Consider the following 24,322-nt stretch of genomic DNA (forward strand, 5'->3'; position numbering starts at 1 on the left):
CCAGGTTCAATTCTTTGCATTCAGTTTGATGGACCCCAAGATTTAATATTTTACACTATCGTATTAAGATACGAAGATGAAAACTAGACGACATTAAGGTACAATCATACTTAAAAGGAATACCTGATGAATTGATCCATACGTTCATCGAGCAGGGGGGCTTATGAGAACAGCAAACGCCAACTTAATGAAGGAAATTAATCTTAACAACGTTCGTCAAGTGATGAAACGTATAAATACAGCCACCAAGCCCCAGCTGGCAGCACTGACCAAACTGAGCGTCGTAACAGTAAACTCATTAGTCAAGGAGCTGCACGAGTTAGGTGAGCTGTTCGAAGACTTGACTGTACCATCAAATGGCGGTAGGCCAGCACAAACTTATCGCTACAATTACAACTTCAGCCTCGGGCTGGTTATTTATCTGAAGGATAAAGAGGGACAGGTACTGATTTCAGCCACCGTTGTGAATTTGGAGAACGAGATTCTGGCGAAGGATGAACATATTATTCCAGTCTTCGAAAGACAATTTTTTTGTGATATTATTGAATACTCTATAGCCTTGTATCCTTCTATCAAGGTTATTGGCATAGGCATTCCGGGACAGGTTGTCAACGGCGAAATTAAAGTCAGCAGCCACTATGAGCTGACTGGCTCACGGATGATTCAAGAGATTGAGCAACAATTTGAGTTGCCTATCTTGGTTGAAAATGACGTTAATGCAGCTATCAGCGGATATTGCATGAACCAGGGAGGGGAAGAGAAACAGTACTTGCTTGGTCTTTACTTTCCAAACAGGTACCCACCTGGCATGGGTATCTACCTGAATGGAAAGATCCTTAAAGGTAATCAGGGCATGTCAGGGGAAATAAAATTCCTGCCTGACATGCCTGACTGGAGTCTCGAGATGGGCAAGGACACGTTCATCGATACTACCTGCCGGATTATCCAAACCCTGAATGCTGTTCTTGCTCCGGACAAAATTGTAATATATCAGGATAAGGTGGAATTAGAAATCTGGACATCTGCTTGGGAAGCTTATCAGCTTCGACATCCAATGCCCATTTATCCACAGATTGTTATGCAAGATACATTTCAAGAAGATTTCGAGGCCGGCCTGCGCTGGTTGACATTGAAGTCATTGGAGCCTGATTTGGTCGAGCTCCATTAAGAGGTTGTCCCATAAGTCATTAGATGAATGACTTATGGGACAAGCCTCTTTTTTTTAGGTGATCAATAAGAGTATTGATCCAATTGCTGATATGCACTGCACACTAATGATACAGCTCCAGATCAGTGAATGGGTTGCTTGACAAAGAAATGCTTATATCGCATACTTCATACATAGACTTTATAAAGTATATTTATTAAGTATATGAATGTATTTCTTTACGCGTGCAACGAATCATTTGCGGGATAGAAACGATTGTCGGGCTCTGGGGTGCTAGTTACCTGGTCAGTACAAGAGATGTCACGGCTGATACGGCTGCACTTTGGATTTCCTTGTACTACGGTGGCATCACAGTTGGCAGGTTAACCACTGGATTCATCGCATTAAAGGTTCATAACCGCTTTCTTATCCGTTACGGTCAGTTGGTAATCATTGTAGGTGGTGTAATACTTTTATTACCGCTGTATTCGTCCTTATCATTGTTCGGATTTTTAGCTGTACGCACAAGCATAGATCTATTCCCCTTTGTTGTGTTCGCCCTACTAACATTGATGTTTTTGAGTACAGAGACGATTAATAGATTGCTGATAAAACCCACGGAAGGGAGGGGATAAAGAGATGGTTTATATCATTTTATGCGCAATCATCTGGGTAGGAGTGTATTTGAATCTAGCCGCATCGAAGGAATCGATGGATGTGAAGCCTATTCGTTCCGTGAATGATCTGTTTGAATAATCAAGGAGCAACGTAAAAAGCATTTGATCCTAGATCAAATGCTTTTTTGATAGTACATAGACTATATCGTTTCAATTGCATAGTTATACTAGAATGAGGAAGGTTAGCCTTTTGAAGGTAAGTAGGGGCTAACAAGCTCCCCCTTGGTTATATAGATTTATCATACAAGTAATCCACACCCCAAACCATTCCGTTACAGGCGGAATAGCTTGGGGTGTGGATTTTTTATAGCGCTTATAATTAAAAATTGAATAAAACGATTGGTTTGGTGAAATATAGAAACTTACTGTTTTTTTAAAGCAGGAAAATATACATATATATTGAATACAAAACAACAAAGAAGGAGGATCAAAATGTCATATAGTGAAAATGAATTGCGTTCGTCATTAACCCTAGCTGTTCCAATTATTCTAAACAGGCATTTTCATTCTATGAATATGAAAAAAAATATTGAATCCGCCTGGTTTGTCGAGACGCATAATGAATTGTTAGATTCAACATTCAGTACGATATTAATGAGTATGGTAGAAGCATTGTTCTTGGATTCATTTGATTACGACCAATACCTAAACCTACTAGAAAAAGAGGGGTTTGAGCAAGGGATTTATACTGCAGAAATATTCGGTGATCATTTTGATATCTTACTGGAGATGAGCAAGGATTTAAACTTAATCGCTCAGAATGTTATGTTTAAGATCATTGAAGAGATGGAAGATGATTCTACGATTCGATTGATTTTATATAATCGTTTAATGGAATGCAACTGGACACGTTTTGCTGGCTTTGCAAAGGGGTATTTATCTAATAAAAATCAACAGATTGACAATTTGCATGAACAAAAAATTGCTGTTATGGGACAAATGGCAGCTGGTATGGCACATGAAATACGGAATCCGCTTGCTTCGATTAAAGGGTTTGCCCAGCTTGTAAATAACAGGCTATATGAACCGGAGATCAAGGCGGATGAATTGCGTGCTTATTTGGATATAACCATCAAAGAGATTGATGCTCTGAATGGATTAGTAACGGACTTCCTGGTGCTGGCTCGAAAAGGTGATAGTGCGCAGAATAACGGCGTAGTATTTAACATTATCGAGGTTATACATAGAGTTAATAACATCGTAAATCAACTCATACTTAGTGATGATATTATTCTTTCTGTGGAGTATTCTCTAGAGAAAGTACTAACGTATGGAAACGCCTCTCAACTAGAGCAGGTAATCCTGAATATTTTAAAAAATAGTATTGATTCATTCACAGCGTTTAGAGGCAGAATAGACATTACAGTTAGCACCGTTACTGAGACTAACGAAATTATACTTGTTTTTAAAGACAATGGAGAAGGAATTCAACAGGATAAATTAAATCGAATATTTGACCCTTTCTTTACAACCAAGCAAAAAGGGACAGGAATTGGATTGTCAATTTGTAAACAATTAATAGAAATGTATGGGGGGCAAATCAAGGTACATTCAGAAGTTCAGGTAGGTACTAGCGTGATGGTTATTTTGCCTTGGGTAAATGATTATCACATTTGAGGCTACGAATAATTTGAATGATTGAATGAAGGATGATAAATGGATCATCAGTTTCGGAGAGCTGATACAGCAAAAATAAACAAGCCTGGTACAGAAGCTCATCAGGCTTGTTTACTATTTTTCATGCTGAAAAAGATGCCCCAAGCGATACGCAGTATCGCTGCTTCGGAAGAATACGCGTGCCTTAGAGGGCGGCAAAGCCGTTTCTATTTTTTACTAAGTTGTATCCCTTTTTCTTTAACAAACTTCTCCAGAACTCTAAAATCCTCGATAACCTTTTTAAATGGCAAAGATCCCAGTACCTTTTCCCGGTAATCCTTTTTGGCGGCAGTGGACAGACGGGAGTCAAGTATGCTGAGTACTCCGAGGTCAGTTTCACTACGGATCAGACGCCCGGTTCCTTGTCTTAAGCGAAGCAGCATGTCCGGTACAAAAACATCTTTTAAGGGATTCTCTGCTAAAGATGCCTTATGTTCATAGACAGGATCGGAAGGAACCGGGAAGGGCAGTCGGAAAATAATTAACTGCGACAAATCGGAACCTTCGATATTCACGCCTTCCCAGAATACACCGGTACTTAGAAGGACGCCCTTACTTCCCCGGAATTCAGCGATCACCCCGTCCTGGGACGATCCTTCTCTTTGAACATGCACCGCCCATGCAAGCTTCTCGGAGTTTAATTTATTATGAATGTACTTCATATCCTCTTTAGCTGAAAAAAGGACCAATGTTCGCCCGTCCGTTAAATTACAGAGTCTTAGCATTTCCTTGTATGCCGCTTCAAGATAACTTTCCCGGTTCTGATGGTTATAGTATGGGATGTCCTTGGCAATATACATCATGGTGTGGTTGTCATAGTCAAAAGGTGAAGCCTGACGCTCCATATAATCTCCTTTGTAACCGAGGGATTGCGTCAGATATGCATATTGCTCCTCTAGTGTTTCGCCGGTCTGGCACATCGTTGCTGATGTTAAGATAACAGATGTCTTCCCGTTAAATAAGGTATATCTCAGAAACTTGCTTATACCTTTAGGACAGATACTAATGGTAGCTTCCCGCTGGGTATTACTTGCCCAGATCAGATAGTTATCCTCCACTCCGGCGAGGACGTCAAAGAGATCTATAAGTCCGTTTATGGCTTCGAAAATATTGTCGATCTCCCGCTCATGCTTGGAAGTTAAGACGGAAACGCTGAGATTAACCTCTTTTAGAACCTGTGCCGCTCGTCGTAAGGAAATTCCTGTTATCTCCGACACTTTTATGCGGTCATTGTCTTGCTTGGCTGTTTGCAGCAAATCCGCCTCAACTTGTTTGAAAATATGACCAACACATCTTTTTAAAAATTTGAATTGTGACATTAGATCCGTATCTGCGGATTGCTTGAAGAGAATTTGTAAGGCGTCATCCAGCATGCGGCAGGTTCCCCGGAATGTAAACTCAAGCGTTCTTGCATCTCTAACCTTTGCTTCCAGATTATGAGCTTCATCAATTACGATCAGAGCTGGCTGTTCAGTGATTAAACCCTTTGTTCCCTCTTTTTTCTTGATCAAATCACGGATGAGCAGGTCCTGGTTGACGATAATAAAATCCATGTCGCTGGCGTTAGCGTTAATCTTCGCTCTCATCTCATAGAACGAACATGTACTTTTATAATGGCAACGTTCAAATTTGCAATCATTCACACAAACGTTAGACCATACTGCATCCCTAACCCCGCCTTTAATATCTGCTCTCTCATCAATTTCGTAATTCAAAATACGCTGGGCAAGTGTAGATAGAGGGGAGCTTGAATCATCAGTCTTGAACAATTCTGCAGCTCTGTACCGACAAGCATATTGCCCCATGCCTTTTCCGACTACGGAGCGAACCGATGTAAAACCGAGCCGGCTTCCGATGAATCTCAGATCTTTATGTATCTGTTCTGAAAGTTGTATGGAGGATGTTGCAATAATGATCGGTTGCCTTGCGATTTGGTTTATGAGCAGGCTGGGAATGAGGTATGCAAAGGACTTGCCGATGCCGACTCCAGCTTCAATCATTGCGTTTCGGCCGTTAATATAAGTATCAGCGATATCCAGAGACATATCCTGTTGACCGATCCGCTCTTTAAGTCCAATCCTGGGAAATCTATCATACATCCGAAAGATGGCATTGACTAAAGAGGGCTCGATATCCTTTTTTAGCTCCTGCTTCTGTAATTTATAGAGATCACTTAACCAGCTAATAACGACCGCCTCTTTTCATTATCAATTTTCTTCCAGTCCCAGTTTTTTGGGTGAGGTTGTAATTATCGTAGATGAAGCGCTAACAGTCAAGTGTCGGAATATAAAATAATGATTTTTGATCTTAGTTCTTCCAATCATTAGGGATAGGAAGTGCGTAGGATCACAAAGCATTTATTGGATACGTTTATACTCAATATATCAATTAAATTTGAAATATAAATGACATAAGAATTTTGGAGGCTACGGGCATGGATCATTTTACTTTTACAGATATGAAAAAAATAAAGAGAGAAAATTTGGGGGATGCTGTACCCTTAGAGCTTTTCAGAACGATTAGACTTATTGGATTATATCAAGCGTTACCCATGAATGGTAAGGGTACAACGTTGACCATAGGAAGAAAAATTGGGGAAGAGTTTGGTGTCACCTCGGTTAATGAACTCTTTCGGTTATTCGAACAATTGAAGATAGGGATCCCTGTAATAACCCATGAAGATGACAAGGGGATGTCGATAGCAGTACATGATTGTTTCTGCGAAGGGTTACCTGTTATGGAAGGGAAAATGGTATGTGACCTGGAGGGGGCCATTATCGAAGGAGCACTTACCAAAATACGTGGGAAACGAGTTTCCGTCCGGGAAGTGAAGTGTAATGTTCATGGGGATGAATGTTGTGAATACATAGTCAAATATTAAAAAAATTCGTGATATTTATAATACGGCTGCTTTAGTCAGATCTGTAAACAACAGAAGAACAGCGATCCTCCATCCTTGGAGAATCGCTGTTCTGTCTTTTCGGTCAATTGTGATTAAGAAGCTGATTTAGGAGTAAACGCTCTACGAATAACCTTCGTCAATTCCATTAGGATGACGGCGCCGAGTGCCAGACCACTTGCAATCAGCCAATCGGACATTCCGAACGAAGCTGGAATCGAGAAGATTTCTCTAACCCCAGGTAGAACCGCAATGCCATAAAAGGCAAAGCAGACCAGAACAGCTCCGATGACGTATTTGTTGCTGAAAAAGCCAGCTTCAATAGCGGTTTGACTGTTCGAGCGGGCGGCAAAGGTCTGAAGCGTACGAGACAGAATCAGGGTTGTGAACGCCATAGCCACGCCCATATCAGGGGAATGCTGGAGTCCGATATACAAGGATACAATTACGGCTATACCAATCAGTAGACCACGGGTAATAATAGCCTGCATCATTCCTCCAGCAAATATACCTTCCTTGAGTTCTCTTGGATTTCTATTCATCACATTAGGTTCAGGTTTCTCCATACCAAGCGCAATGGCTGGGAGAGAATCATTCGCCAGGTTGATAAATAGAAGCTGAATCGCCGTGAAGGGATTAATCCAGTCGAAAATCAGGGCAAAGAGTATGGCGATAATCGCACCCAGGTTACCTGAAAATAAATAGGCGATCGCTTTTTTGATATTGTCGAATACCGTTCTGCCCACAGATACAGCATTAACAATCGATACAAAATTATCATCGGTCAAAATCATGGCAGCCGCATCTTTAGCAACGTCGGTTCCACTGCCCATAGCAACACCGATATCTGCTTGCTTCAAGGCAGGTGCGTCATTTACGCCATCACCGGTCATGGCTGTAATTTTGCCTTTTCGCTGCCACGCACGGACAATTCTGATCTTGTTCTCCGGGGAGACTCGGGCGTATACACCAATCTGCTCAAGCTTATTATCCAGTTCTTCGTCAGACATGGCATCGAGCTCTTGACCGGTTACGGCAATTTCTTTTTCGGTCATCAGGCCGATATCGCGTCCAATCGCTTGTGCGGTTGTCTTATGATCACCAGTAATCATGATGGTCCGAATTCCAGCCTTCTTAGATTCTTCGATCGCACCATAGACAGCTTCCCGAGGGGGATCAATCATAGCTGTTAAACCTACGAGTACCAGGTTTTGTTCATCCTCCAGCCCGACTTCAGTGACCGTATTGGGTACAGTTTTGTAAGCATAGGCAAGTACACGTAGTGCTCTGCTGGAGAATTCCTCATTGGCTTCAATGAAACGATCAAGAACTTCCGGAGTCATCGGCACTTCTTGTCCACTTAGTAGTACATGCGTACAAAGACTAAAGAGTACATCCGGTCCGCCTTTGGTGATCATTGCTTTTTGTCCGTTAAAAGTGTGTAAGGTCGTCATCAGCTTGCGATCCGAGTCAAAAGGAAGTTCGGCTTCGCGAGGGAAATTGTCGCGTATTTCCTTGTAATCTTTGTTCATGCTGTTACTGAAGGCAATAAGTGCCACCTCAGTTGGATCGCCCAGTTCTTTACCATCCTCATTAATGTTAGAGTCGTTACAGAGCACGGCAATGTGTAGGAGGCGCCGGGCTTCCTCAGACCATTCTTCGGGCTCTCGATTGAATTGATCACGGTCACCTTCCGGTAAAAAGTAATCTACAACCGTCATTTTATTCTGGGTCAGGGTGCCGGTTTTGTCCGTACAGATGACACTGGTTGATCCAAGTGCTTCGACGGCAGGCAGCTTACGAATAATCGCATGTTGCTTAGCCATTTTATTCGTACCTACGGATAAGACAATCGTTACGATCGAGGAGAGAGCTTCAGGGATAGCGGCGACTGCCACAGCGACTGCAAACATTAGGGCATTCAGAATGGCTTCCGTGGTATCCACTGTATCATTCGACAGCCAAACACGTCCGGCTTGGATGGCAAAGATCAAAACGGACAGCACGATAATCGCTACACCCAACTGCTTGCTAAAGGTTTCGAGCTTACGCTGTAGTGGCGTCTGCTTGGCTTCGGCGCTCTCAATGAGTTCAGCGATTTTGCCGATTTCGGTTGTCAGTGCAGTTCCTGTTACTACAAGCGTTCCACGGCCATATACAACCAAAGAACCGCTAAACGCCATATTACGACGGTCCCCGAGTGGAGATTCCTTCGCGATGGTATCCGTATGCTTCTCTACAGCTTCGGATTCTCCGGTCAGCATGCCTTCATTGATCTTCAAGCTTCCCGATTCTATGATACGGCCGTCGGCAGGTACAAAATCTCCAGCCTCCAGTAATACGATATCACCGCGAACAAGCTCTCTGGCAGGGACGGTTTTTAAGGCTCCATCCCGTAACACTTTAGCCTCGGGTGCCGACATCTGCTGCAGGGCATCAAGTGAACTCTCCGCTTTACGTGTTTGGATGACACTTATAACTGCATTGAGAATCAACACGAGGAAAATGATAAGCGACTCCATAACTTGGCCCATAACAATCTGGACAATGGCCGCAATAAGCAGTACGACCACCATAGGGTCCTTGAAATTTTCAAGAAAAAGCTTCCAGAGGGGATCTTTTTTCTTTCCTTTTAATTCATTGTAACCATCACGTTCCAGTCGTTTGCTGACTTCTGCCGACGTAAGCCCGTTAGTTGTACTCTGCACTTCCTGTAAACTGTCTGTTACATTCTTGCGGTAATACTCCACTAATGATAGCTCCTCTCCGCTGTGCTGTGTCTTTGTTTAGGTCTCATAAGCTTCGATTTACTGCATAAGTGCACATAACTGCGTGTTCTACACAAGTATGGTATATCAGTTCGTCAAATCAGTAGACTTCAGGACCTATCTTCAAACTTACGATTTAACTTGGCGCAAGTTTCAAAATATGGAGCTTAGTATGCGCATATCTAAAAAAAGATCATTCGTAATCGTCTATATTGTGAAATCTTTTTAATGAATAGTATTGGATTACCTATGAAGAAGTCTTATTACATGGGAAGACATAAGGAATTCCTGGATCCTGCGTGTGTTTTCCTATGATTATGGGGTAACGCCTTTAGTATCAGTATAGTAGTGGATAGAATCGGAAGGTAAAATAATGTGAGTATATATGTAAGCGTTCACAGAATGGAGGCGATTAATACCAAGAAAAGATGTTTCTGCAATGAGTGTACAAATGGGGACAACATTATCCGACATTGCGAATTGGATTGGTGGACCTGCACCTGATACGACAGCACTTTATTCGTGATTTGTTTAAGATAATTATTGGCCTCAGCTAATTCTGCGGAAGCTTCCGCCTTTGTCATAGTCTTCCATACACCTTCGGCATGGTTAACCGTATGAACCATCCGTATGATTCGCCTCGTTGGATACGGTCAGCGTTTCAGAGTAGGTCCAATGGCAGGTGCAAAAATAATAGCTAACCCTACCATTCCCATGGCAGCCCCTCTTTTTGCAGGAGGGAACAGGGTCAAGATGACATTCGTGAGCAGTGGCATGATAATCCCGGCCCCGGCAGCCTGAATCATACGCCCGGTCAGCAGAATAGGGAAGTTTGTCGCGATTGCCGAGACGATCGTTCCGGCCAGAAATATAAACATAGAAGCTTGAAAAAGTTCTCGCGTCGTAAACCGTTGCATCAAATAAGCGGTAATTGGGATTAGAACCCCGTTCACCAGCATATAGCCTGTTGTTAGCCACTGAGCGGTTGCAGCCGAAATATTGAAATCATGCATAAATTCGGGAACGGCTACGCTCATTACCGTATGATTCAGTGTCGCAAGAAAGGCGCCCAATATCATGATGAATAAGATGGGTCCCTTTTTTACGGAACTGCTTGTTACTTCTGTCTTTGTACTCACTCCACTCCATCCTTTCAAATCGTCGATCATGGACTAAATTTACAGTGTGTTGTATAGTTTACAATGCATGAATTAGATTATAAATGAAATTTTCAAGTAATCAAGCAACGATTTGCGAAAAAATGTAAAATAGTTTACATTCATTTTAAATTTGTAGTGTTTTCTCATAAAAAAACAACAATTTTTAAAAAAATGTAGTTTACGATAAGTTAGTTAAAGATTGGAGAGAGTAAGATGAATAACACAACGCAACGTACAGATCCCCGGGTACTTCGTACACGTCAATTGCTTAGAGATGCTGTGATTGAATTGCTGGAGGAAATGGATATTGAGAAAATATCAGTAAACCGTATTGCAGAGCGGGCTAAAATCAATCGTGTTACTTTTTATCTGCATTATCGCGATCTCCCGGATATGTTGGAAAAGATGGCGGATGAGATGGTGGAGGACATTCTACAAGTAGTGAACAACGATGACAACCATAACGAGTCGGTTGAGGAAGAGAATTTAAGGATATTAGAGAGTCTGCTAAAGCATATTGCGGAAAATGCAAAATTCTACAAAGTAATACTCACATCGAAACGAAGCCCGATTTTTACAGATCGCCTGTTTGACTTGATGGCGGAAATCATTTCTGCACATCAGGAGAAAAAGGAGGGCGCCGCTGATCATTCCAAGATGCCCATACAGAAGGACATTGCCGTTTGGTACGGTTCAGCCGCCCTAATTGGCACGGTTATTTCTTGGCTTCGAGATGACATGCCTTATACTCCGGTATATCTAGCCAGACAAATCAGTATGCTGCGCGCTAACTAGCCAAATGAATACGCTCAAAAGAAAAAGCCGCGCAACGTTGCGCGGCTTTTGATGTGTACAGAGCGGGTAAATCACTGCACACTGAGATTATCCCAGTTGACTTGGAATTCCTTCAGCATGCCTTCTTTGGTCAGCTTGCCACCGAGATAGCCTTGAATGCTGCTGGATAATTCCTGCGGCATCCCGTTCGGCAGGCGGGTCCAGTTCCAGGTCAGCGCTTGATCATTATCGGTATAGGCCAGCACCTCAGCACCTAGTGCTCCAAGATCTTCTTCGGTTCCCTTAATGTTGTCGAGCGCAGGGATGAACTGGAATTCCTTGGTGATATATTTTTTCCCCGTCTCGGAGGTGACGAGCCAATTCAGGAAGACCTTGGCCTCCTCTTTGACGGGGGAGTTCTTATTGATCACCCAATTGCTTGGCACGCCTACATACAGCTTGTCGTTATCTTCGGGTGTGTCATCAATGGGCATCGGCAGGATGCCCAGATTAAGATTGGAATCAATGCCGTCGATCTGTCCTTGTGTCCAGTTGCCCTGCTGCATCATTGCGGCTTCGCCGCTCGCTACCATAGTGACTTGGGTATTATAGTCGGTCGAGAGCGGGTTCTTGTTGCCATATTCAACAGTAAGGTCGAGTAGATCGATCCACTTGGAGAAAATAGGATCTCCGGCAAAGGTCTTGGAGCCGTCTGTAAGTCCGGCGATAAACGCTTCGGGATCTGGTTGCTGAGCGAAAGCTACGTTCACATTATGATTGCCGAGCACGAACCATTCCTGGTACCCATTGGCAAAAGGTGTGATCCCTGCCGACTTTAACTTCTCGGAGGCTTCACGTAGTGCGGTTAGGGTCAATGGCTTCTCTGTGATGCCGGCCTTCTTAAACAGATCCTTATTATAGATGAAGCCGTAGCCTTCCAGATTCATCGGCATGCCATAGAGCTTTCCATCTATGGTCATTTGTTCTGCTGCAAGCGGCTTTACATCCTTAGCCCAAGCTTCACCGCTCAGATCCTCAAGATATTCGAGCCACATATCTCTTTCATTGTTGCCGCCGATGGTGAAGATATCCGGTTCATCTCCGGAAGAGAATTTGGCGCGTAGGGAAGCACCGTAATCGGTACCGCCACCCACGCTCTGAATCTCCAGTTTAATATCGGGGTGTTCCTTCTCGAATTCAGTCTTAAGCGAAGCCAGCGCTTCGGATATTTCAACCTTGAACTGGTAGATATGCACGGTTTTGACTCCATTTGCATTGTCGCTGCTGCGTCCGCAGCCGGCTGTCAGGGTAGCCAGCAGCAGGGAGCATGCGAGGAGAATTCCACGTTGTATTCTCATATTCATTCATCCTCTCTGGCTGAAAGTAACGTGTATCGTTAGCCCTTTACGGAGCCTTGGGCAATGCCTTCAATAATATATTTTTGCATGACTAGGAAAAAGATGACCACGGGCGTAATCCCGAGCACGAGTCCCGGAAGTGCCAAATCCCACTGCTTCGTATATTGTCCAAAAAAGCTATAAGTGGCGATGGGAATGGTGCGAAGCCCCGGGTCCTGCAGAATAAGTGAAGGCATCAGGTAATCGTTCCAGATCCACAGGGTATTTAGAATGATGACGGTGATAATAATCGGCTGCATGAGCGGAAGTACAATTCGGAAAAAAGTGCCGTAAGGACTGCTGCCATCCACCCTTGAAGCCTCTTCAATATCAAGAGGTACCGATTTGACGAAGCCATGGAACAGAAACACAGTCATCGGGGCGCCAAATCCAAGATAGGCTAAGATCAAACCAGCGGTTGAATCCATAACCCCGATTCCGCTGACGACCTGCACCAGCGGAATCATGATCGACTGAAACGGGATAACCATAGCGGCTACTAATGCAATATAAAGCATGCGGTTGTACAAGCTGTTATTGCGGACCATTTTATAGGCACACATAGAGCAGAGGAACGCTAGCAGAATATTACTAACCACCGTGATGATAAAAGAGTTCAGGAAGGCACGAGGGAAATTGGTAGCTTTCCAAGCTTCGGCGTAGTTGCTCCACTGGAACGCGGTAGGCAGCGCAGCAGAATCTGAAAGAATCTCACTATAGCTTTTTACTGAGTTCGCTAGCAAAAAGTAAAATGGCACCAGGAATAGAAGACCTAGCAGGATCACAATCACTTCGACGAGAAGCAGAGGCACGTTGAATTTTTTGGCAGTAGTCTCCATTACAGCTCCACCTCTCTTTTCTTGGTTGCTCTAACCTGCAGCAGGGAGATCACAGCTACGATGACGAAGAAAATCATTGCTTTGGCCGAGCCCATACCGAACCTGCTGATCGTGTAGGCCTCATTATAAATATTCAACGCTACAGATTCGGTAGCTTTGAAGGGGCCGCCCTTGGTCAGCGACAGGTTAAGGTCGAATAGCTTAAACGACCAGGAGATCGACAGGAACAGGCAGACGGTTACAGCTGGCATAACGAGCGGGATGGTGACATGGCGTAAAGCCTGAAAACGTCCAGCGCCATCCACCTTCGAGGCTTCAATCAGGCTTTTGGGAACGTTGTTGATTGCGGAGATGTAGATGACCATCAGGTACCCTGCATTTTGCCAGACAAATACGATCACAATCGCCCAGAAGGCCGTCCCTCCGGTGCCCAGCCATGGAAGATTGAAGAAGGACCAACCGGTAGCTTGTCCGATAGAAGAGAATCCTCTAACAAAAATAAACTGCCAAATGAACCCGAGCAATAGTCCGCCGATGACATGAGGGACAAAAAATACCGTTCTTAGAACATTGCGCGTAAACAGATTGCGGGTCAGCACATAAGCGAGTGCAAAGCCGAGCAGATTGGTCAGTACTAAACCAAAGAAAGTGAACTTCGCTGTGAACCAGAAAGAATTAAGAAAGGAAGGATCTTTAGTGAAGATATGTAGATAATTCCGGAGCCCGGTCCACTCCACATGACGCGAGATTCCGTTCCAGCTGGTAAATGAATAATAGAGTCCCAGAAAGAAAGGAATCAGCACAATAATAAAGAAAAACAGGGAAGTTGGCCCGACAAAAACAAACTGTTGTATCAGGCGTGATCTTTTTCTATAGTCCATCGTTCCTCACCCCTTTTTGTTAATGTAAACTTTTCATTCTATAACCGGATTGGTGATTAACCGAAACAAGCAGGCTAGAAATCCGCTCTGCTTCAGAATGATTTCTTCTCAGGCTTGACAGCCCTTTCAAAGAATCAGTATGGTGGACTTGTCAGACAAATAGGAGGTTGAACAGATGTCAGGATTGCTTAGCAATTTTGTTACGCAGATTGGAATCTTGGTGAATGATGTTGAGAAGGTAAGTACGGCATATGCGGAGTTTTTTGGACTGAAGAAGCCGGAAATTATCGTTACTGATACAGAAGATATTGCGCAGACCCGTCATAAGGGCTTGGCGACGCAGGCACGGGCAAAGCTGGCTTTTTTTGATATGGGGTCCTTGCAGTTGGAACTGATTGAGCCGGATCATGAGCCGAGCACATGGCGTGATTACTTGAATGAGCATGGGGAAGGGCCTCATCATATTGCTTTTGTGGTTGAAGGGATGAAGGAGAAGATTATGCTGCTCGAAGGCAAAGGCTTCCCGCTCCAGCAAAAGGGTGAGTATACCGGAGGGCGTTATGCTTATATGGATACGTTCAAGGAGTTAAAGGTAATCGTAGAGCTGCTAGAGAACGACAAGGATAAAGGAGAGGACTCATTATGAATATTATAATTACCGGTGCCGGACGCGGATTGGGGTATGAACTGACGGCTGAGGCATTAAAGCGTGGTCATGGAGTGATCGCTGGGGTTCGCCGTCCTGATCAGGATCAAACAGCGTTATCCCAGCTTGCTGAAACCTACGGAGATAAGCTAACTGTCGCAGCGTTGGATGTGACGGATGAAGCGGGAATCGCAGCACTGGCTGCTAGTCTACAAAAACAAGGGCGGACGCTGGGTGCCATTATTAATAATGCGGCGGTGCTCAGTGCCCGGGATACATCGATTGAAACGTTGGATTTCCAAGATATGCTTACAACAATGGATATTAATCTGTATGGACCAATGCGAGTGGTTAAGCATTTCCTGCCGCTACTTACGGAATCTGAATGCTCGATCATCAATGTATCGTCGGAAGCAGGCAGCATCACTAATGCATATCCAAACGACTATCCATATGGCATTTCCAAAACAGCGCTCAATATGTTCTCACAGCAGCTGCATGTTTATGTAAAAGAACGCGGAATTCAAGTGCTTAGCGTGCATCCCGGCTGGATGCATACAGATATGGGCGGGGCAGAGGCACCGACAAATCCAAATCAAAGTGCCGAAGGGATCCTTAACCTGATCGAGAAGCGGACTACACCTGAAGGTCATTTCATGTTTGTGGATTATACGGGTAAGGATATGAAGATTTGAGTATATCAGTTGAAATTAAAATTTATTCTATTAAGGTAAGTGCGTGACTGCGGTGAATGTTTGGACTTTCGGCCGCTGTTGTCACCAGATTTCTTGATTAGATACCACTCTTCGCGGTGGAAATCCGGTGACAAAGGCGGTCGCTAGCGCTCCTACAGTTCCAAACTTCCCCTCCTTCACTTTTCCTTTTTAGAATGTTTTTAAGTTCAACTTATATAAATAGGAGTTGTAAGTAAAGAGAACTGCTTATTTCCTAAGCAATAAATAAGCGAAATAAGGTACGCCGATTAGCGACACCATGATCCCTGCCGGGATACCGTCAGGATCGACGAGATTACGGCCAACAGTGTCTGCGATCAGAAGCAACCAGCCGCCAAGCAATACAGCGACGGGAATAAACATCTGATTGCGCGGGCCCACTAGCGATTTTGCAATATGCGGAGCCATCAGCCCGATAAAGGCGATCCCGCCTGTGACGGATACTGCTGAGGCGGAAGCTGCGACAGCCGTGAGAATCAGGACGATACGTTCACGTTCCAGATTCAGGCCGACACCAATGGCGGATATTTCACTAAGACTGAGCAGGTTGAGTCGCTGTGATTTGTACAGGGTAAAGGGAACTAGCAGGATCAACCAAGGCAGTAAAGCCCAGATGAACGGCCAATCTGTACCCCATATATTCCCTGCAATCCATTTTGCAATAAAATCTACCTTGGCACGATCCGCGGACGAAATGATCACGATCATAACACCAGACAACGCTAGGGAGAACCCTACCCCAACTAGCACCAACCGAACAGGATCAAGCCCCTTAGTCCGACTATATGAAAATAGATAGATTAACGCTGCCGTAAGTAATGCCCCTATAAAAGCAACCAGCGGCAGCGCATAAATGAACGATCCAGCGCTAACCGGGAAAAAAAGAAAGAAAACAGCGACAGCCACACCCGCGCCAGAGTTGATACCAATAATACCGGGGTCGGCTAGATCGTTTCGTGTAACGCTTTGCAGAATGGAACCGGATAACGCCAAGGCCATGCCTGCCAGCAGTGTAATCAGAATCCTCGGCAATCTTACAGAGAATAATACAAAGTCCTCTTTAAAGGTTCCATGCCCGAACAGAACCGGAAGCAGTCTGTCAAAAGATAGGGAGGAGTATCCGATTCCCATGCTGACGATTGCTGTTAGCAGAATCAATCCGGTGCATACATATAGGATAATCCGTTGCTTTCGTACGGGTGCAGAGGAAATCATGAGAGTGTTTTACCTCCTTTCCGAACAACAAACAAGAAGAAAGGTAGCCCAAGCATAGCTACGACGGCGACCACTGGCGTCTCATAAGGTGCATGAATTGTCCGTCCAATTGTATCCGCGAGAAGCATGAAAGATGCACCCGTAAAGATCGAAATCGGCAAAATATACCGGTAATCGGTACCGACAATCTTACGGACAATATGCGGAATCATCAGCCCTACAAAAGCCATGTCGCCAATTAGAGCGACCGATGCTCCGGTTAGCAGAATAATAAGAGTAAATAGAATCCCTTTAACCATAGCGAGATTTTGTCCTAATCCGATGGCTACCTCGTCACTTAAGCTAAGAATGGTTAACTGGTTTGAAAATATTAATGCCACCACAATGCCGATGAGAATAACGGGTGCGATAGCCTGAAGCTGGCCCCAGGTTGTACCGATCAATCCACCCGCTGTCCACATGGATACATCCTTGGATATTTTGAAGGCAATGCTTATGCCACTTGAGATAGCATACAGGAAGGCAGATACCGCTGCACCGGCGAGTACGATTCGAATCGGAGAGAAGCCACCTTGGCGCACAGAACCGAGAACAAGCACTAGCACGGCTCCTAGGGCAGCGCCAAAGAAACAAGCAATCATGGTACCAAAATAATTCAGTCCCGGCAGAAATACAAACGTAAGAGCCAGCGCCATATTCGCGCCGGAGGTCAGACCGAGCAGGCCTGGGTCGGCTAACGGATTGCGTGTAACCCCCTGCATGATAGCACCGGATACGGCAAAGGCGGCACCGATTAGCATGGCGGCCAGTTCGCGAGGCAGCCGGATTTCACGCAGAATAAGGACATTGTCTGCTTTTGAATTTGAGGTGATGGCAAGCCATAGGTCATTGAAAGTGGTTTCTTTAGCCCCGAATAGCATAGCAATCACGAGGCATATCACCATTACCAGCACGCTACCAAGCAGCTTATATAAAAATGGAATGGAAGTTTGCTTCGTAGTCATGATCTTTATTTTCCAAGAAATTGTTGTTCAAAGAATTCCAACTGGTACTCTAGGCTGAGTGGATCGTTAAAGTAGAATGCTTTTGCATCAGCCTCGAAAACATGATTATTTTTGACGGCAGGAATACTCTTGTAGATTTCTGTATTCTGGAAGGAATTATCCTCATCCGCGTTCTTGCTGAAAATCACGTAATCGCCCAGATAATCCTTCAGTACTTCTGTCGAGACAGCAAAGAATCCATCCGTTTTGGTGCTTTCTTTTACTGTTTCTGGCATGCCAAGCTTGAAGTCCCCATAGAGGAGTTCAGTTCCGCGGCCAAAGTTATATCCGTAAACATATAATTGTTTATTGAAGGTCTCAATAACAGACACAGTTGCATTATCGCCGATCTTCGCTCTGATTTCTTCACCAGCTTTTTTAGTGCGGGCGCTAAAGTCATCGACCCAAGCTTGAGCTTCTTTTTCTTTGTTCACCAATTTGCCGACTTCCAGCTGTTGGGTTAAATAATCCACTTTATTATAAGTATAAGTAACGGTTGGTGCGATTTGCTTGAATTTATCGATATTCTTAATATCGGAGAGCCCGATGATCAGATCGGGTTGCAGTTCAATGATTTTCTCCAGACTTTCATCGCTAACCGCTTCTACGTCTTTCAGCTGTTCTTCAAAGCGTGGGTTGGTTTTGGACATTTCATCTACGCCTACAACAGGCACACCCAGTGCCATAACATTACCTGTTAAAAAACGGGTGAGTACAACGAACGCTGAGGATGTGTTGGAACCTCAACAGGCCCGTCTTCGGATTGATAAGTAAAAGTTGCACTTTCTGACTCTGCAGCAGGAGCAGAAGATGGGTTGTTTGTAGGACTAGCCTCATTTTTTGCCTGATTTCCCCCACAAGCACTGAGTGCAAGCCCCATAATAAGTACAAACGGAATAAATATCTTTCTCATTAAATAAGTCTCCCCTTTTTTGTATGACAGTGTTTCTTGGAACAATTCCAGAAGTGTAAATCAATCTTCAGCTATACCTCAGAGTGATTATGAGAATCATTCGCATTTGTAATCATTAGAGGGATCACTTATGTGCCTAGCCATGCCTTTTTGTTGGAAAAAAGGCTTGGACTATTATTTGCCTCCGAATAAAGCTACAGCACGTCCCAGTTGTAAACGAATCGAAGCCGGGTTATAAGGCACCCAATCATCCAGATCAAGTAAATGGACTTTCTTCTGCTGCACTGCGGGAAGCTGGTTCCAATAAGGGGATTGAAAGATTGCTTCAGTATGCGCAGTAGATCCTTTGGCATCGGGAAAAACAATGACTAAAATTCGGTCTCCTGCATAATCTGCAAGATCTGAAACCCCGATCGAAATCGAATGGAACTGATCTCCCAATCTTTTTATCTCGTTGTCAATCAAGGTCGGTGCTCTAAGTCCAAGGGATTGGTACATCACATAACCTACATTCCTTGCTCCGTAAACGAGTAGCTCCTCAGGCTTGATTACCAGAATGGTGATGATATCATTAGCGACTGTGCTGTGCTGTACTATTTCACGGGCTTCTAGCTCTTCTTGTTCAAAATCGTTCAGCCACTGCTCCGCCCGTTCACTCCGCTGAATGGCTCGGCCGATTAATCGCAGCTGATCTTTCCATCCGATTTCGTTCCAAGAGATCTCCATAATCGGTGCTACAGCACGCAGTTGCCCAGCCTTCAATCCGTATTCCTCCAGATGTTCTTTCGCCGCAATAATCAATTCGACGTTGGCCTCAAGTAATAGCGACCTGATCTGTTCAGCAGAGCTGTTTGTATTGATAAATTTCATCGACTGCGGTGGTTCCTGATCCGAAAGATTCAGATATTCACTGCTTTCAGAGATGGTAACCGCAGGTTCTAAGCCAAGTAACAGTAGATGACTGGCATAAGGGGTAAGCATTACGGCAACTCGCTGGAACGAGCTTCGGCTGTAACCGGATGGAGATGCGCCTGTCTGCAGCTTAAAGCGACGACTGAGATAAAATTCATCCTTGTAGCCTACCTTCAGCGCAATTTCCCTAAGTGTGCCTGAACCGTTAAGCAAAAGCTCCTTGGCACTATGAACCCGTAGCCGTGACAGATATTCGCTTTGGCTGAAGCCTGCCACCTGCTTGAACAGCGTTGAATAATGCGAGCTGCTTACACCCGCAATGGCGGCCAAGTACTCACGTGTTATTTTTTCGCTAAAGTGATTCTCCAGGTAAGAAATGCTCCGTTCCATCGAAGGTTGCTCATTGACTGTATATCTGGCTTCCTGCTGTTCTAATAATTGCAGAATAATTTGATGAAAGAGCATTTGATTCTGTATATGGCGTGTTTCTCGATCTGGCAGTCGGTGGAGATACAACTCCCTGATACTCGATACAATCGCAGGCTCATAGGGAAACAACAGCATATTTGAACCCGAAGCAATCTCGCTTTTTCGGATCATTGCACCGCCAGGTATGGCCTGTGTCTGCTCCTGAATCCAGATGGTGAGCTTATACACATGAAGCGGCTGCTGAAGATTTGTAATTAAAGCGGCATGAGTATTAGCGGGGAGTAGAATTACGCTTCCTTCTGTAAGCTCATAAGTTAGATTATTGACCTCAAGGCTCCCTTTACCAGCGGCAACGGCCAGCAGCACGGTTAGATTCTCATGGATCTGAGCTCTTGGTAGATTTGAGGTTCCATACATCGATTGAATGCTGCCAGCGCTATATAAAGGAAAATGAGATTCGGCCCATTCCGGGATAACGTTATTCAAAATAAGGCCTCCGTTAGTTGAATATATTTTCAAACTATAAATCTATGGATTGAACAGTATTATTGACTTCTGTGGAACCAATTATAACATCTTCCCTTTTTAAAAGATTTGTCTGTCCAAGAGAAAGCATATTGGATCGAATATACATACTACCAGGTATTCTTTATCCATTTTAAAGAGGTGATTAAGATGAAAAAGCAGTTAGCCTCAGCCAAGAAGCGCAAGCTTTTCTCCAGACCTAAACCCAAATCTAATCTGAATCCTAAAGCAACAGCCCAGACCATTAACTTCGCGGTTATTGGGGACAGCCATGTCGGATATGGGAATAGCGCTAGCATTTTTAAGAATCTTTTGCCAAAGGCAGTAAGCAGCGGGAATAAGAGATTTGTTATTTTTGGAGGAGATAACACGCAAGCGGGAGCGAATCATGGAAATAATGCAAATGCTTACTACAAGGATTTTAAAGATACGGTAACAAGCACGCTGGGGAGCATCCCTTATAAAGCATCTATAGGGAATTGGGAGGCTAGTACACAGTCCTTGTTCACGCAATATTTAGGTGCAGTGGAAGGGCAAATGAATTTTCCGGGGACACAGGGTATGGTGAAGTACGTGTGGCTTAATTGTGCTATGGGGCAGTTCACTCCGGGCAGTATTAATATATTGAAAAATTTAGATGATCAGCATTTTTATATTATTGATTTTCATTGGCCTTTAAAGGTGAGCGGGATCACGGTTGATCCAAGCCATGTATTAAGCGCGGCGGAAACTGCTAAGTTTTTTGGGGCTATTCCTGCGAAGGTGAGAGATAAGATACTTGCCATTTTTACGCATCATGGGCACAAGTTTTACCGGAAGCTTACCAATATTTATCCTGGCTATACGAAAACTAAATTCTTCGTGTGCGGATGTTCTGGTGATTATAAATGTACGCCAAATGGGAATCGAGGCTATTATAATGCCACATTGACCATCAATGGATCGGTATTAAACGTCGACGCATTTAAAGTAGCAGTCACTTAGTGAAGAAAAAGAACGTTGTTGGAGCTGATTTTCGGAAAAATCCGAGATCAGCTTTTTTTATTAATAATCGGCAAACAGGAAAATAGCAAGTAAGCAGGATTATTTAATATATTTGTATAATAGTTTATATATGTATTGAATAAAATTATTTAGGAGGGCTACCTATGAAAGGACTATCATTTAATGGGCTAGAACAGGCGGGGATGTCGGCTTACGGCGTGGAGCGAATACGTACAGCAGCTGCACAAATGGTTGAAGACAACATCACACCGGCACAAGTGATACTTGCTGCGAGAAAGGGGGGACTACTAGTCCATCAAGCGAACGGTAAATTCGGTCCAGAGCCAGGCGCAGCGGAATTAACTGTGGATGCTATATATCCACTATGCTCCATAACAAAGCTGTTTACGGCAACTGCTATTATGATGTTAATGGAACAAGGGAAAGTAGGTCTAAACAGACCTGTTTCTGATTACATCCCCGAATTTACAGGTGAAGGCAAAACTAAGGTATGCGTACATCACTTGTTAACACATACCTCTGGTCTGGAGGGTGAGGTCATTTGGCAAAATGGGCAAGCGAAACAGGAGCAAGGGGAGTACCCTCCGCACGAACCAAATCAAGACCCAGATCAACATAAGTACTTATATGGCGGTTATGATGCACCGCTTAGTAATGAGCCTGGTACAGTCATGTCTTACTGTGGATATGGTTATGAGCTGTTGGGTGAAATCATCCGGCGAGTGAGTGGACAAGCTTATGATGTATTCGTTAATGAAAATATCTTTAAACCGCTTGGCATGGAAAATACATATTATCGTGTGCCGATGGAAGTACGGGACCAAGTAGTTAGACGTGCACCAGAAGCAGCGTGCGCGGAATGGGTAGACAGTGAGTACAATCTGAATTCTGTCTCTGCGGGGGGCGGCGCTTATTCAACGGCGATGGATTTGGCTGTCTTTGGTCAGATGTATCTTAACGGTGGGATTTATAACGGAATACGATTCCTTAGTCCGGTAACAGTGAGAGAAATGACCCGTAATCAAATTCCAGGCGTATCCTCACAATATAGAGACGAGATTTTTCCTGAAGCCTATTGGGGTTACGGATGGGCGATTAACGGCACGAAGCGTGACGGTGGAGATTTGTTCTCTCCAGAAGCTTATTCACACTGGGGTGCGGCAGGTCCATTCCTCTGTGTGGATCCGGTTTATCAGACAGTTACAGTACATTTATCCGTAGAGCTAGATCACCAGAAGCCATTTAAAAATATGTATGTGGATTACTTCAATAATACTGTTCTGGCAGCCATCACTGATCTTTAATTATCTTTTTAGATTTTTAGTCGTGTCTCTTATGCCTATAGCGTACTTTCCCAGTTTTTTCTGAATTGTTTAGGGGTGGTTCCGGTATACTTCTTAAACACTTTGGTAAAATAGCTCTGGTCATTGAAATGTAGCCTCGAAGCGATATCCGATAAGCTAATGCCCGGTAATTCGATTAATCGTTTGGCTTCTACAATCCGCTCGAATTGAATAAAATCACTGACCGTGAATCCTGTTTCCTTCTTAAATAATTGGGAGAGATAGCTCCTGTTTAATCCTGCGACTTCAGCTAGCTTATCTAAAGAGAGTTCCTCATATAGGTGGTTGAAAATATAGTTTTGACAGAGGGCCACGGTGCGCGAGAATTTCGCCATTCGGCTCTCTTTGACATGGTCAGCGAAATCGCAAAGCGCATTAAGAATAGCATGATCTACGGCAGGAATATCCTTTAGTTCTTCGATATGCTGGATGTGAAAGTCACTTAGGGTATAAGAAATCTCCCAATACAGTCCTCCATCAATAGCGGCACGTGTAGCAAGCGTGATGCAGGAGATCGCCAGATTCTTTTTGTTGCGTAAATGGCTCTTCTTGGAGAGTACTCCGTAATTCTCTTCAGAGAAGGTTGCCTGGACACGAAGCAGCTCAGCCTTATTTCCATTTTTGATATGGTGAAATAATGCTTTTTCCAGCATGGGTTCGTGGTGCAGCCATGTATTCTCACGTCGGTAGGAAACGTCCAAGTCTAAACTGTCTGTGAGAGGCTGTTTATGTTCAAAAGTTCGAGTGTTCAATAAGAGTTCGCTAAGGGATAGCGTCTTTCCAGTGACGAGCGAGTATAGCAGCATAGCGGTATGGTTGAGTCTCATTCTATTAAGCACAGCTAAACTGCGGTAGTATTTCATCCATTGCTCGTGCAGTCTGAGTGGAACCTCATGGTCACGCATCAGATTTGTCATATTATTCTCTGAAAGTTGAGTATACAGTGTAGGACCGATCACAATACTTCCCCCGTTACTGCTGTCAGAGGGCAGATGGAGAAGGATGTAATTCTCTAGGAAACTAGTAGTGCGAATGATCGGTATGGAGGCATTGGAGTGATCTAGAATAGAATTGTTCTCTCTTTTAGTAGAATCTGCAATTTCCGAAAGGAATTCATTAATGTCATAAACCCATGGGGCACCCTCCGTTGAGGAAGGCAGCGCTAGCTCAATTCTCCGATTGGCGTCTAGCAGAAACACAGGAATATGCAGCGATTCATACAACACTTTACAGATATATTGCGCTCCTTCATGATCATCTAAATGATTCAATATTTTCAACCTCCTCGCCCAACCAGAATACCAAAAATACAATAATAATGCCATAAATCTAATATGAAGTCGATTAAAATGGGGATAG

19 protein-coding genes and 2 pseudogenes are annotated in these 24,322 nt (G+C 44.0%); 9 read left to right on the forward strand and 12 right to left on the reverse strand.

Features of this window, described 5'->3' with window-relative positions; translation table 11 throughout:
• Positions 1 to 163 precede the first annotated feature (163 nt).
• The 3 genes from NSU15_RS07655 to NSU15_RS07665 all read left to right on the forward strand — a co-directional run bounded on the left by NSU15_RS07655 (position 164) and on the right by NSU15_RS07665 (position 3,441).
• Positions 164 to 1,168, forward strand: a complete 1,005-nt coding sequence (locus tag NSU15_RS07655; RefSeq protein ID WP_076119350.1) for an ROK family protein — start codon at positions 164 to 166, stop codon at positions 1,166 to 1,168.
• 224 nt (positions 1,169 to 1,392) lie between these two features.
• Complete coding sequence (locus tag NSU15_RS07660) at positions 1,393 to 1,782, forward strand: hypothetical protein (protein WP_212567870.1); 390 nt, start codon at positions 1,393 to 1,395, stop codon at positions 1,780 to 1,782.
• Positions 1,783 to 2,256: 474 nt separating this feature from the next.
• The gene (locus NSU15_RS07665; RefSeq protein ID WP_076119352.1) at positions 2,257 to 3,441 is read left to right on the forward strand and encodes an ATP-binding protein; all 1,185 of its coding nucleotides are present in this window, start codon (positions 2,257 to 2,259) and stop codon (positions 3,439 to 3,441) included.
• 206 nt (positions 3,442 to 3,647) lie between these two features.
• Here NSU15_RS07665 and NSU15_RS07670 read toward each other — a convergent pair whose 3' ends face one another.
• Positions 3,648 to 5,579 (reverse strand): ATP-dependent DNA helicase, encoded by a 1,932-nt coding sequence (locus tag NSU15_RS07670; RefSeq protein WP_339289801.1) that lies wholly within the window; start codon positions 5,577 to 5,579, stop codon positions 3,648 to 3,650.
• A 335-nt stretch (positions 5,580 to 5,914) separates the two neighbouring features.
• Between NSU15_RS07670 and NSU15_RS07675 the strand changes: the two genes are divergently transcribed.
• Positions 5,915 to 6,361, forward strand: a complete 447-nt coding sequence (locus NSU15_RS07675; RefSeq protein ID WP_139328526.1) for a V4R domain-containing protein — start codon at positions 5,915 to 5,917, stop codon at positions 6,359 to 6,361.
• Between the two features lie 113 nt (positions 6,362 to 6,474).
• Here the strand turns inward: NSU15_RS07675 and NSU15_RS07680 are convergent, their stop codons facing one another.
• From NSU15_RS07680 to NSU15_RS07690, 3 genes and pseudogenes are all read right to left on the reverse strand, one after another.
• The gene (locus tag NSU15_RS07680) at positions 6,475 to 9,129 is read right to left on the reverse strand and encodes a cation-translocating P-type ATPase (protein WP_339289802.1); all 2,655 of its coding nucleotides are present in this window, start codon (positions 9,127 to 9,129) and stop codon (positions 6,475 to 6,477) included.
• 413 nt (positions 9,130 to 9,542) lie between these two features.
• Entirely contained in the window at positions 9,543 to 9,773 is a 231-nt protein-coding gene (locus NSU15_RS07685; protein WP_339289803.1) for a hypothetical protein, read from the reverse strand.
• A gap of 36 nt (positions 9,774 to 9,809) precedes the next feature.
• Positions 9,810 to 10,316, reverse strand: a pseudogene (locus NSU15_RS07690) (MFS transporter); the annotation flags it as partial.
• A gap of 204 nt (positions 10,317 to 10,520) precedes the next feature.
• Between NSU15_RS07690 and NSU15_RS07695 the strand changes: the two are divergent.
• On the forward strand, positions 10,521 to 11,102 hold the full coding sequence (locus tag NSU15_RS07695) for a TetR/AcrR family transcriptional regulator C-terminal domain-containing protein (RefSeq protein WP_339289804.1): 582 nt from the start codon (positions 10,521 to 10,523) through the stop codon (positions 11,100 to 11,102).
• A 71-nt stretch (positions 11,103 to 11,173) separates the two neighbouring features.
• On the opposite strand, the gene NSU15_RS07700 is transcribed toward NSU15_RS07695, so the two are convergent.
• Genes NSU15_RS07700 through NSU15_RS07710 form a run of 3 tightly spaced genes read right to left on the reverse strand, consistent with a single transcriptional unit; the run spans position 11,174 to position 14,198 of the window.
• Complete coding sequence (locus NSU15_RS07700) at positions 11,174 to 12,433, reverse strand: ABC transporter substrate-binding protein (RefSeq protein WP_339291280.1); 1,260 nt, start codon at positions 12,431 to 12,433, stop codon at positions 11,174 to 11,176.
• A 44-nt stretch (positions 12,434 to 12,477) separates the two neighbouring features.
• Positions 12,478 to 13,317, reverse strand: coding sequence for a carbohydrate ABC transporter permease (locus NSU15_RS07705; protein ID WP_042125319.1), 840 nt, complete (start codon positions 13,315 to 13,317; stop codon positions 12,478 to 12,480).
• On the reverse strand, positions 13,317 to 14,198 hold the full coding sequence (locus NSU15_RS07710; RefSeq protein WP_339289805.1) for a sugar ABC transporter permease: 882 nt from the start codon (positions 14,196 to 14,198) through the stop codon (positions 13,317 to 13,319). Before NSU15_RS07710 ends, NSU15_RS07705 begins: the two co-directional genes overlap by 1 nt.
• Positions 14,199 to 14,373: 175 nt before the next feature.
• Between NSU15_RS07710 and NSU15_RS07715 the strand changes: the two genes are divergently transcribed.
• Both NSU15_RS07715 and NSU15_RS07720 read left to right on the forward strand, forming a co-directional pair.
• Positions 14,374 to 14,844 (forward strand): VOC family protein, encoded by a 471-nt coding sequence (locus NSU15_RS07715; RefSeq protein ID WP_339289806.1) that lies wholly within the window; start codon positions 14,374 to 14,376, stop codon positions 14,842 to 14,844.
• Positions 14,841 to 15,539 (forward strand): SDR family oxidoreductase, encoded by a 699-nt coding sequence (locus NSU15_RS07720; RefSeq protein ID WP_076119363.1) that lies wholly within the window; start codon positions 14,841 to 14,843, stop codon positions 15,537 to 15,539. Before NSU15_RS07715 ends, NSU15_RS07720 begins: the two co-directional genes overlap by 4 nt.
• A gap of 246 nt (positions 15,540 to 15,785) precedes the next feature.
• On the opposite strand, the gene NSU15_RS07725 is transcribed toward NSU15_RS07720, so the two are convergent.
• From NSU15_RS07725 to NSU15_RS07740, 4 genes and pseudogenes are all read right to left on the reverse strand, one after another.
• Positions 15,786 to 16,793 carry an iron ABC transporter permease gene (locus tag NSU15_RS07725; RefSeq protein ID WP_339289807.1) on the reverse strand — a complete coding sequence of 336 codons (1,008 nt, stop codon included), beginning with the start codon at positions 16,791 to 16,793 and terminating at the stop codon, positions 15,786 to 15,788.
• Positions 16,790 to 17,797 carry an iron ABC transporter permease gene (locus NSU15_RS07730; RefSeq protein WP_076119367.1) on the reverse strand — a complete coding sequence of 336 codons (1,008 nt, stop codon included), beginning with the start codon at positions 17,795 to 17,797 and terminating at the stop codon, positions 16,790 to 16,792. Before NSU15_RS07730 ends, NSU15_RS07725 begins: the two co-directional genes overlap by 4 nt.
• 5 nt (positions 17,798 to 17,802) lie before the next feature.
• A pseudogene (locus tag NSU15_RS07735) lies at positions 17,803 to 18,749 on the reverse strand (iron-hydroxamate ABC transporter substrate-binding protein).
• 174 nt (positions 18,750 to 18,923) lie between these two features.
• Positions 18,924 to 20,576: a helix-turn-helix domain-containing protein gene (locus tag NSU15_RS07740; RefSeq protein ID WP_339289808.1), complete on the reverse strand. Its 1,653-nt coding sequence runs from the start codon at positions 20,574 to 20,576 to the stop codon at positions 18,924 to 18,926.
• A 189-nt stretch (positions 20,577 to 20,765) separates the two neighbouring features.
• Between NSU15_RS07740 and NSU15_RS07745 the strand changes: the two genes are divergently transcribed.
• Positions 20,766 to 21,599, forward strand: a complete 834-nt coding sequence (locus tag NSU15_RS07745; protein ID WP_042125333.1) for a metallophosphoesterase — start codon at positions 20,766 to 20,768, stop codon at positions 21,597 to 21,599.
• Between the two features lie 164 nt (positions 21,600 to 21,763).
• Positions 21,764 to 22,924: a serine hydrolase domain-containing protein gene (locus NSU15_RS07750; protein WP_339289809.1), complete on the forward strand. Its 1,161-nt coding sequence runs from the start codon at positions 21,764 to 21,766 to the stop codon at positions 22,922 to 22,924.
• 35 nt (positions 22,925 to 22,959) lie between these two features.
• Here the strand turns inward: NSU15_RS07750 and NSU15_RS07755 are convergent, their stop codons facing one another.
• A complete protein-coding gene (locus NSU15_RS07755; protein ID WP_339289810.1) occupies positions 22,960 to 24,234 on the reverse strand; it encodes an AraC family transcriptional regulator in 1,275 nt (424 codons plus the stop codon).
• Positions 24,235 to 24,322: the final 88 nt, after the last annotated feature.

Source organism: Paenibacillus sp. FSL E2-0201 (assembly GCF_037963325.1).
Taxonomy (GTDB): Bacteria; Bacillota; Bacilli; order Paenibacillales; family Paenibacillaceae; genus Paenibacillus_AQ.

Coding starts and splice junctions, on each gene's coding strand:
- NSU15_RS07655 (WP_076119350.1), top strand. CDS start 164: ATGAGAACAGCAAACGCCAACTTAATGAAGGAAATTAATCTTAACAAC.
- NSU15_RS07665 (WP_076119352.1), top strand. CDS start 2,257: ATGTCATATAGTGAAAATGAATTGCGTTCGTCATTAACCCTAGCTGTT.
- NSU15_RS07670 (WP_339289801.1), bottom strand. CDS start 5,579: ATGTATGATAGATTTCCCAGGATTGGACTTAAAGAGCGGATCGGTCAA.
- NSU15_RS07675 (WP_139328526.1), top strand. CDS start 5,915: ATGGATCATTTTACTTTTACAGATATGAAAAAAATAAAGAGAGAAAAT.
- NSU15_RS07685 (WP_339289803.1), bottom strand. CDS start 9,773: ATGGTTCATACGGTTAACCATGCCGAAGGTGTATGGAAGACTATGACA.
- NSU15_RS07695 (WP_339289804.1), top strand. CDS start 10,521: ATGAATAACACAACGCAACGTACAGATCCCCGGGTACTTCGTACACGT.
- NSU15_RS07705 (WP_042125319.1), bottom strand. CDS start 13,317: ATGGAGACTACTGCCAAAAAATTCAACGTGCCTCTGCTTCTCGTCGAA.
- NSU15_RS07710 (WP_339289805.1), bottom strand. CDS start 14,198: ATGGACTATAGAAAAAGATCACGCCTGATACAACAGTTTGTTTTTGTC.
- NSU15_RS07715 (WP_339289806.1), top strand. CDS start 14,374: ATGTCAGGATTGCTTAGCAATTTTGTTACGCAGATTGGAATCTTGGTG.
- NSU15_RS07720 (WP_076119363.1), top strand. CDS start 14,841: ATGAATATTATAATTACCGGTGCCGGACGCGGATTGGGGTATGAACTG.
- NSU15_RS07725 (WP_339289807.1), bottom strand. CDS start 16,793: ATGATTTCCTCTGCACCCGTACGAAAGCAACGGATTATCCTATATGTA.
- NSU15_RS07730 (WP_076119367.1), bottom strand. CDS start 17,797: ATGACTACGAAGCAAACTTCCATTCCATTTTTATATAAGCTGCTTGGT.
- NSU15_RS07745 (WP_042125333.1), top strand. CDS start 20,766: ATGAAAAAGCAGTTAGCCTCAGCCAAGAAGCGCAAGCTTTTCTCCAGA.
- NSU15_RS07750 (WP_339289809.1), top strand. CDS start 21,764: ATGAAAGGACTATCATTTAATGGGCTAGAACAGGCGGGGATGTCGGCT.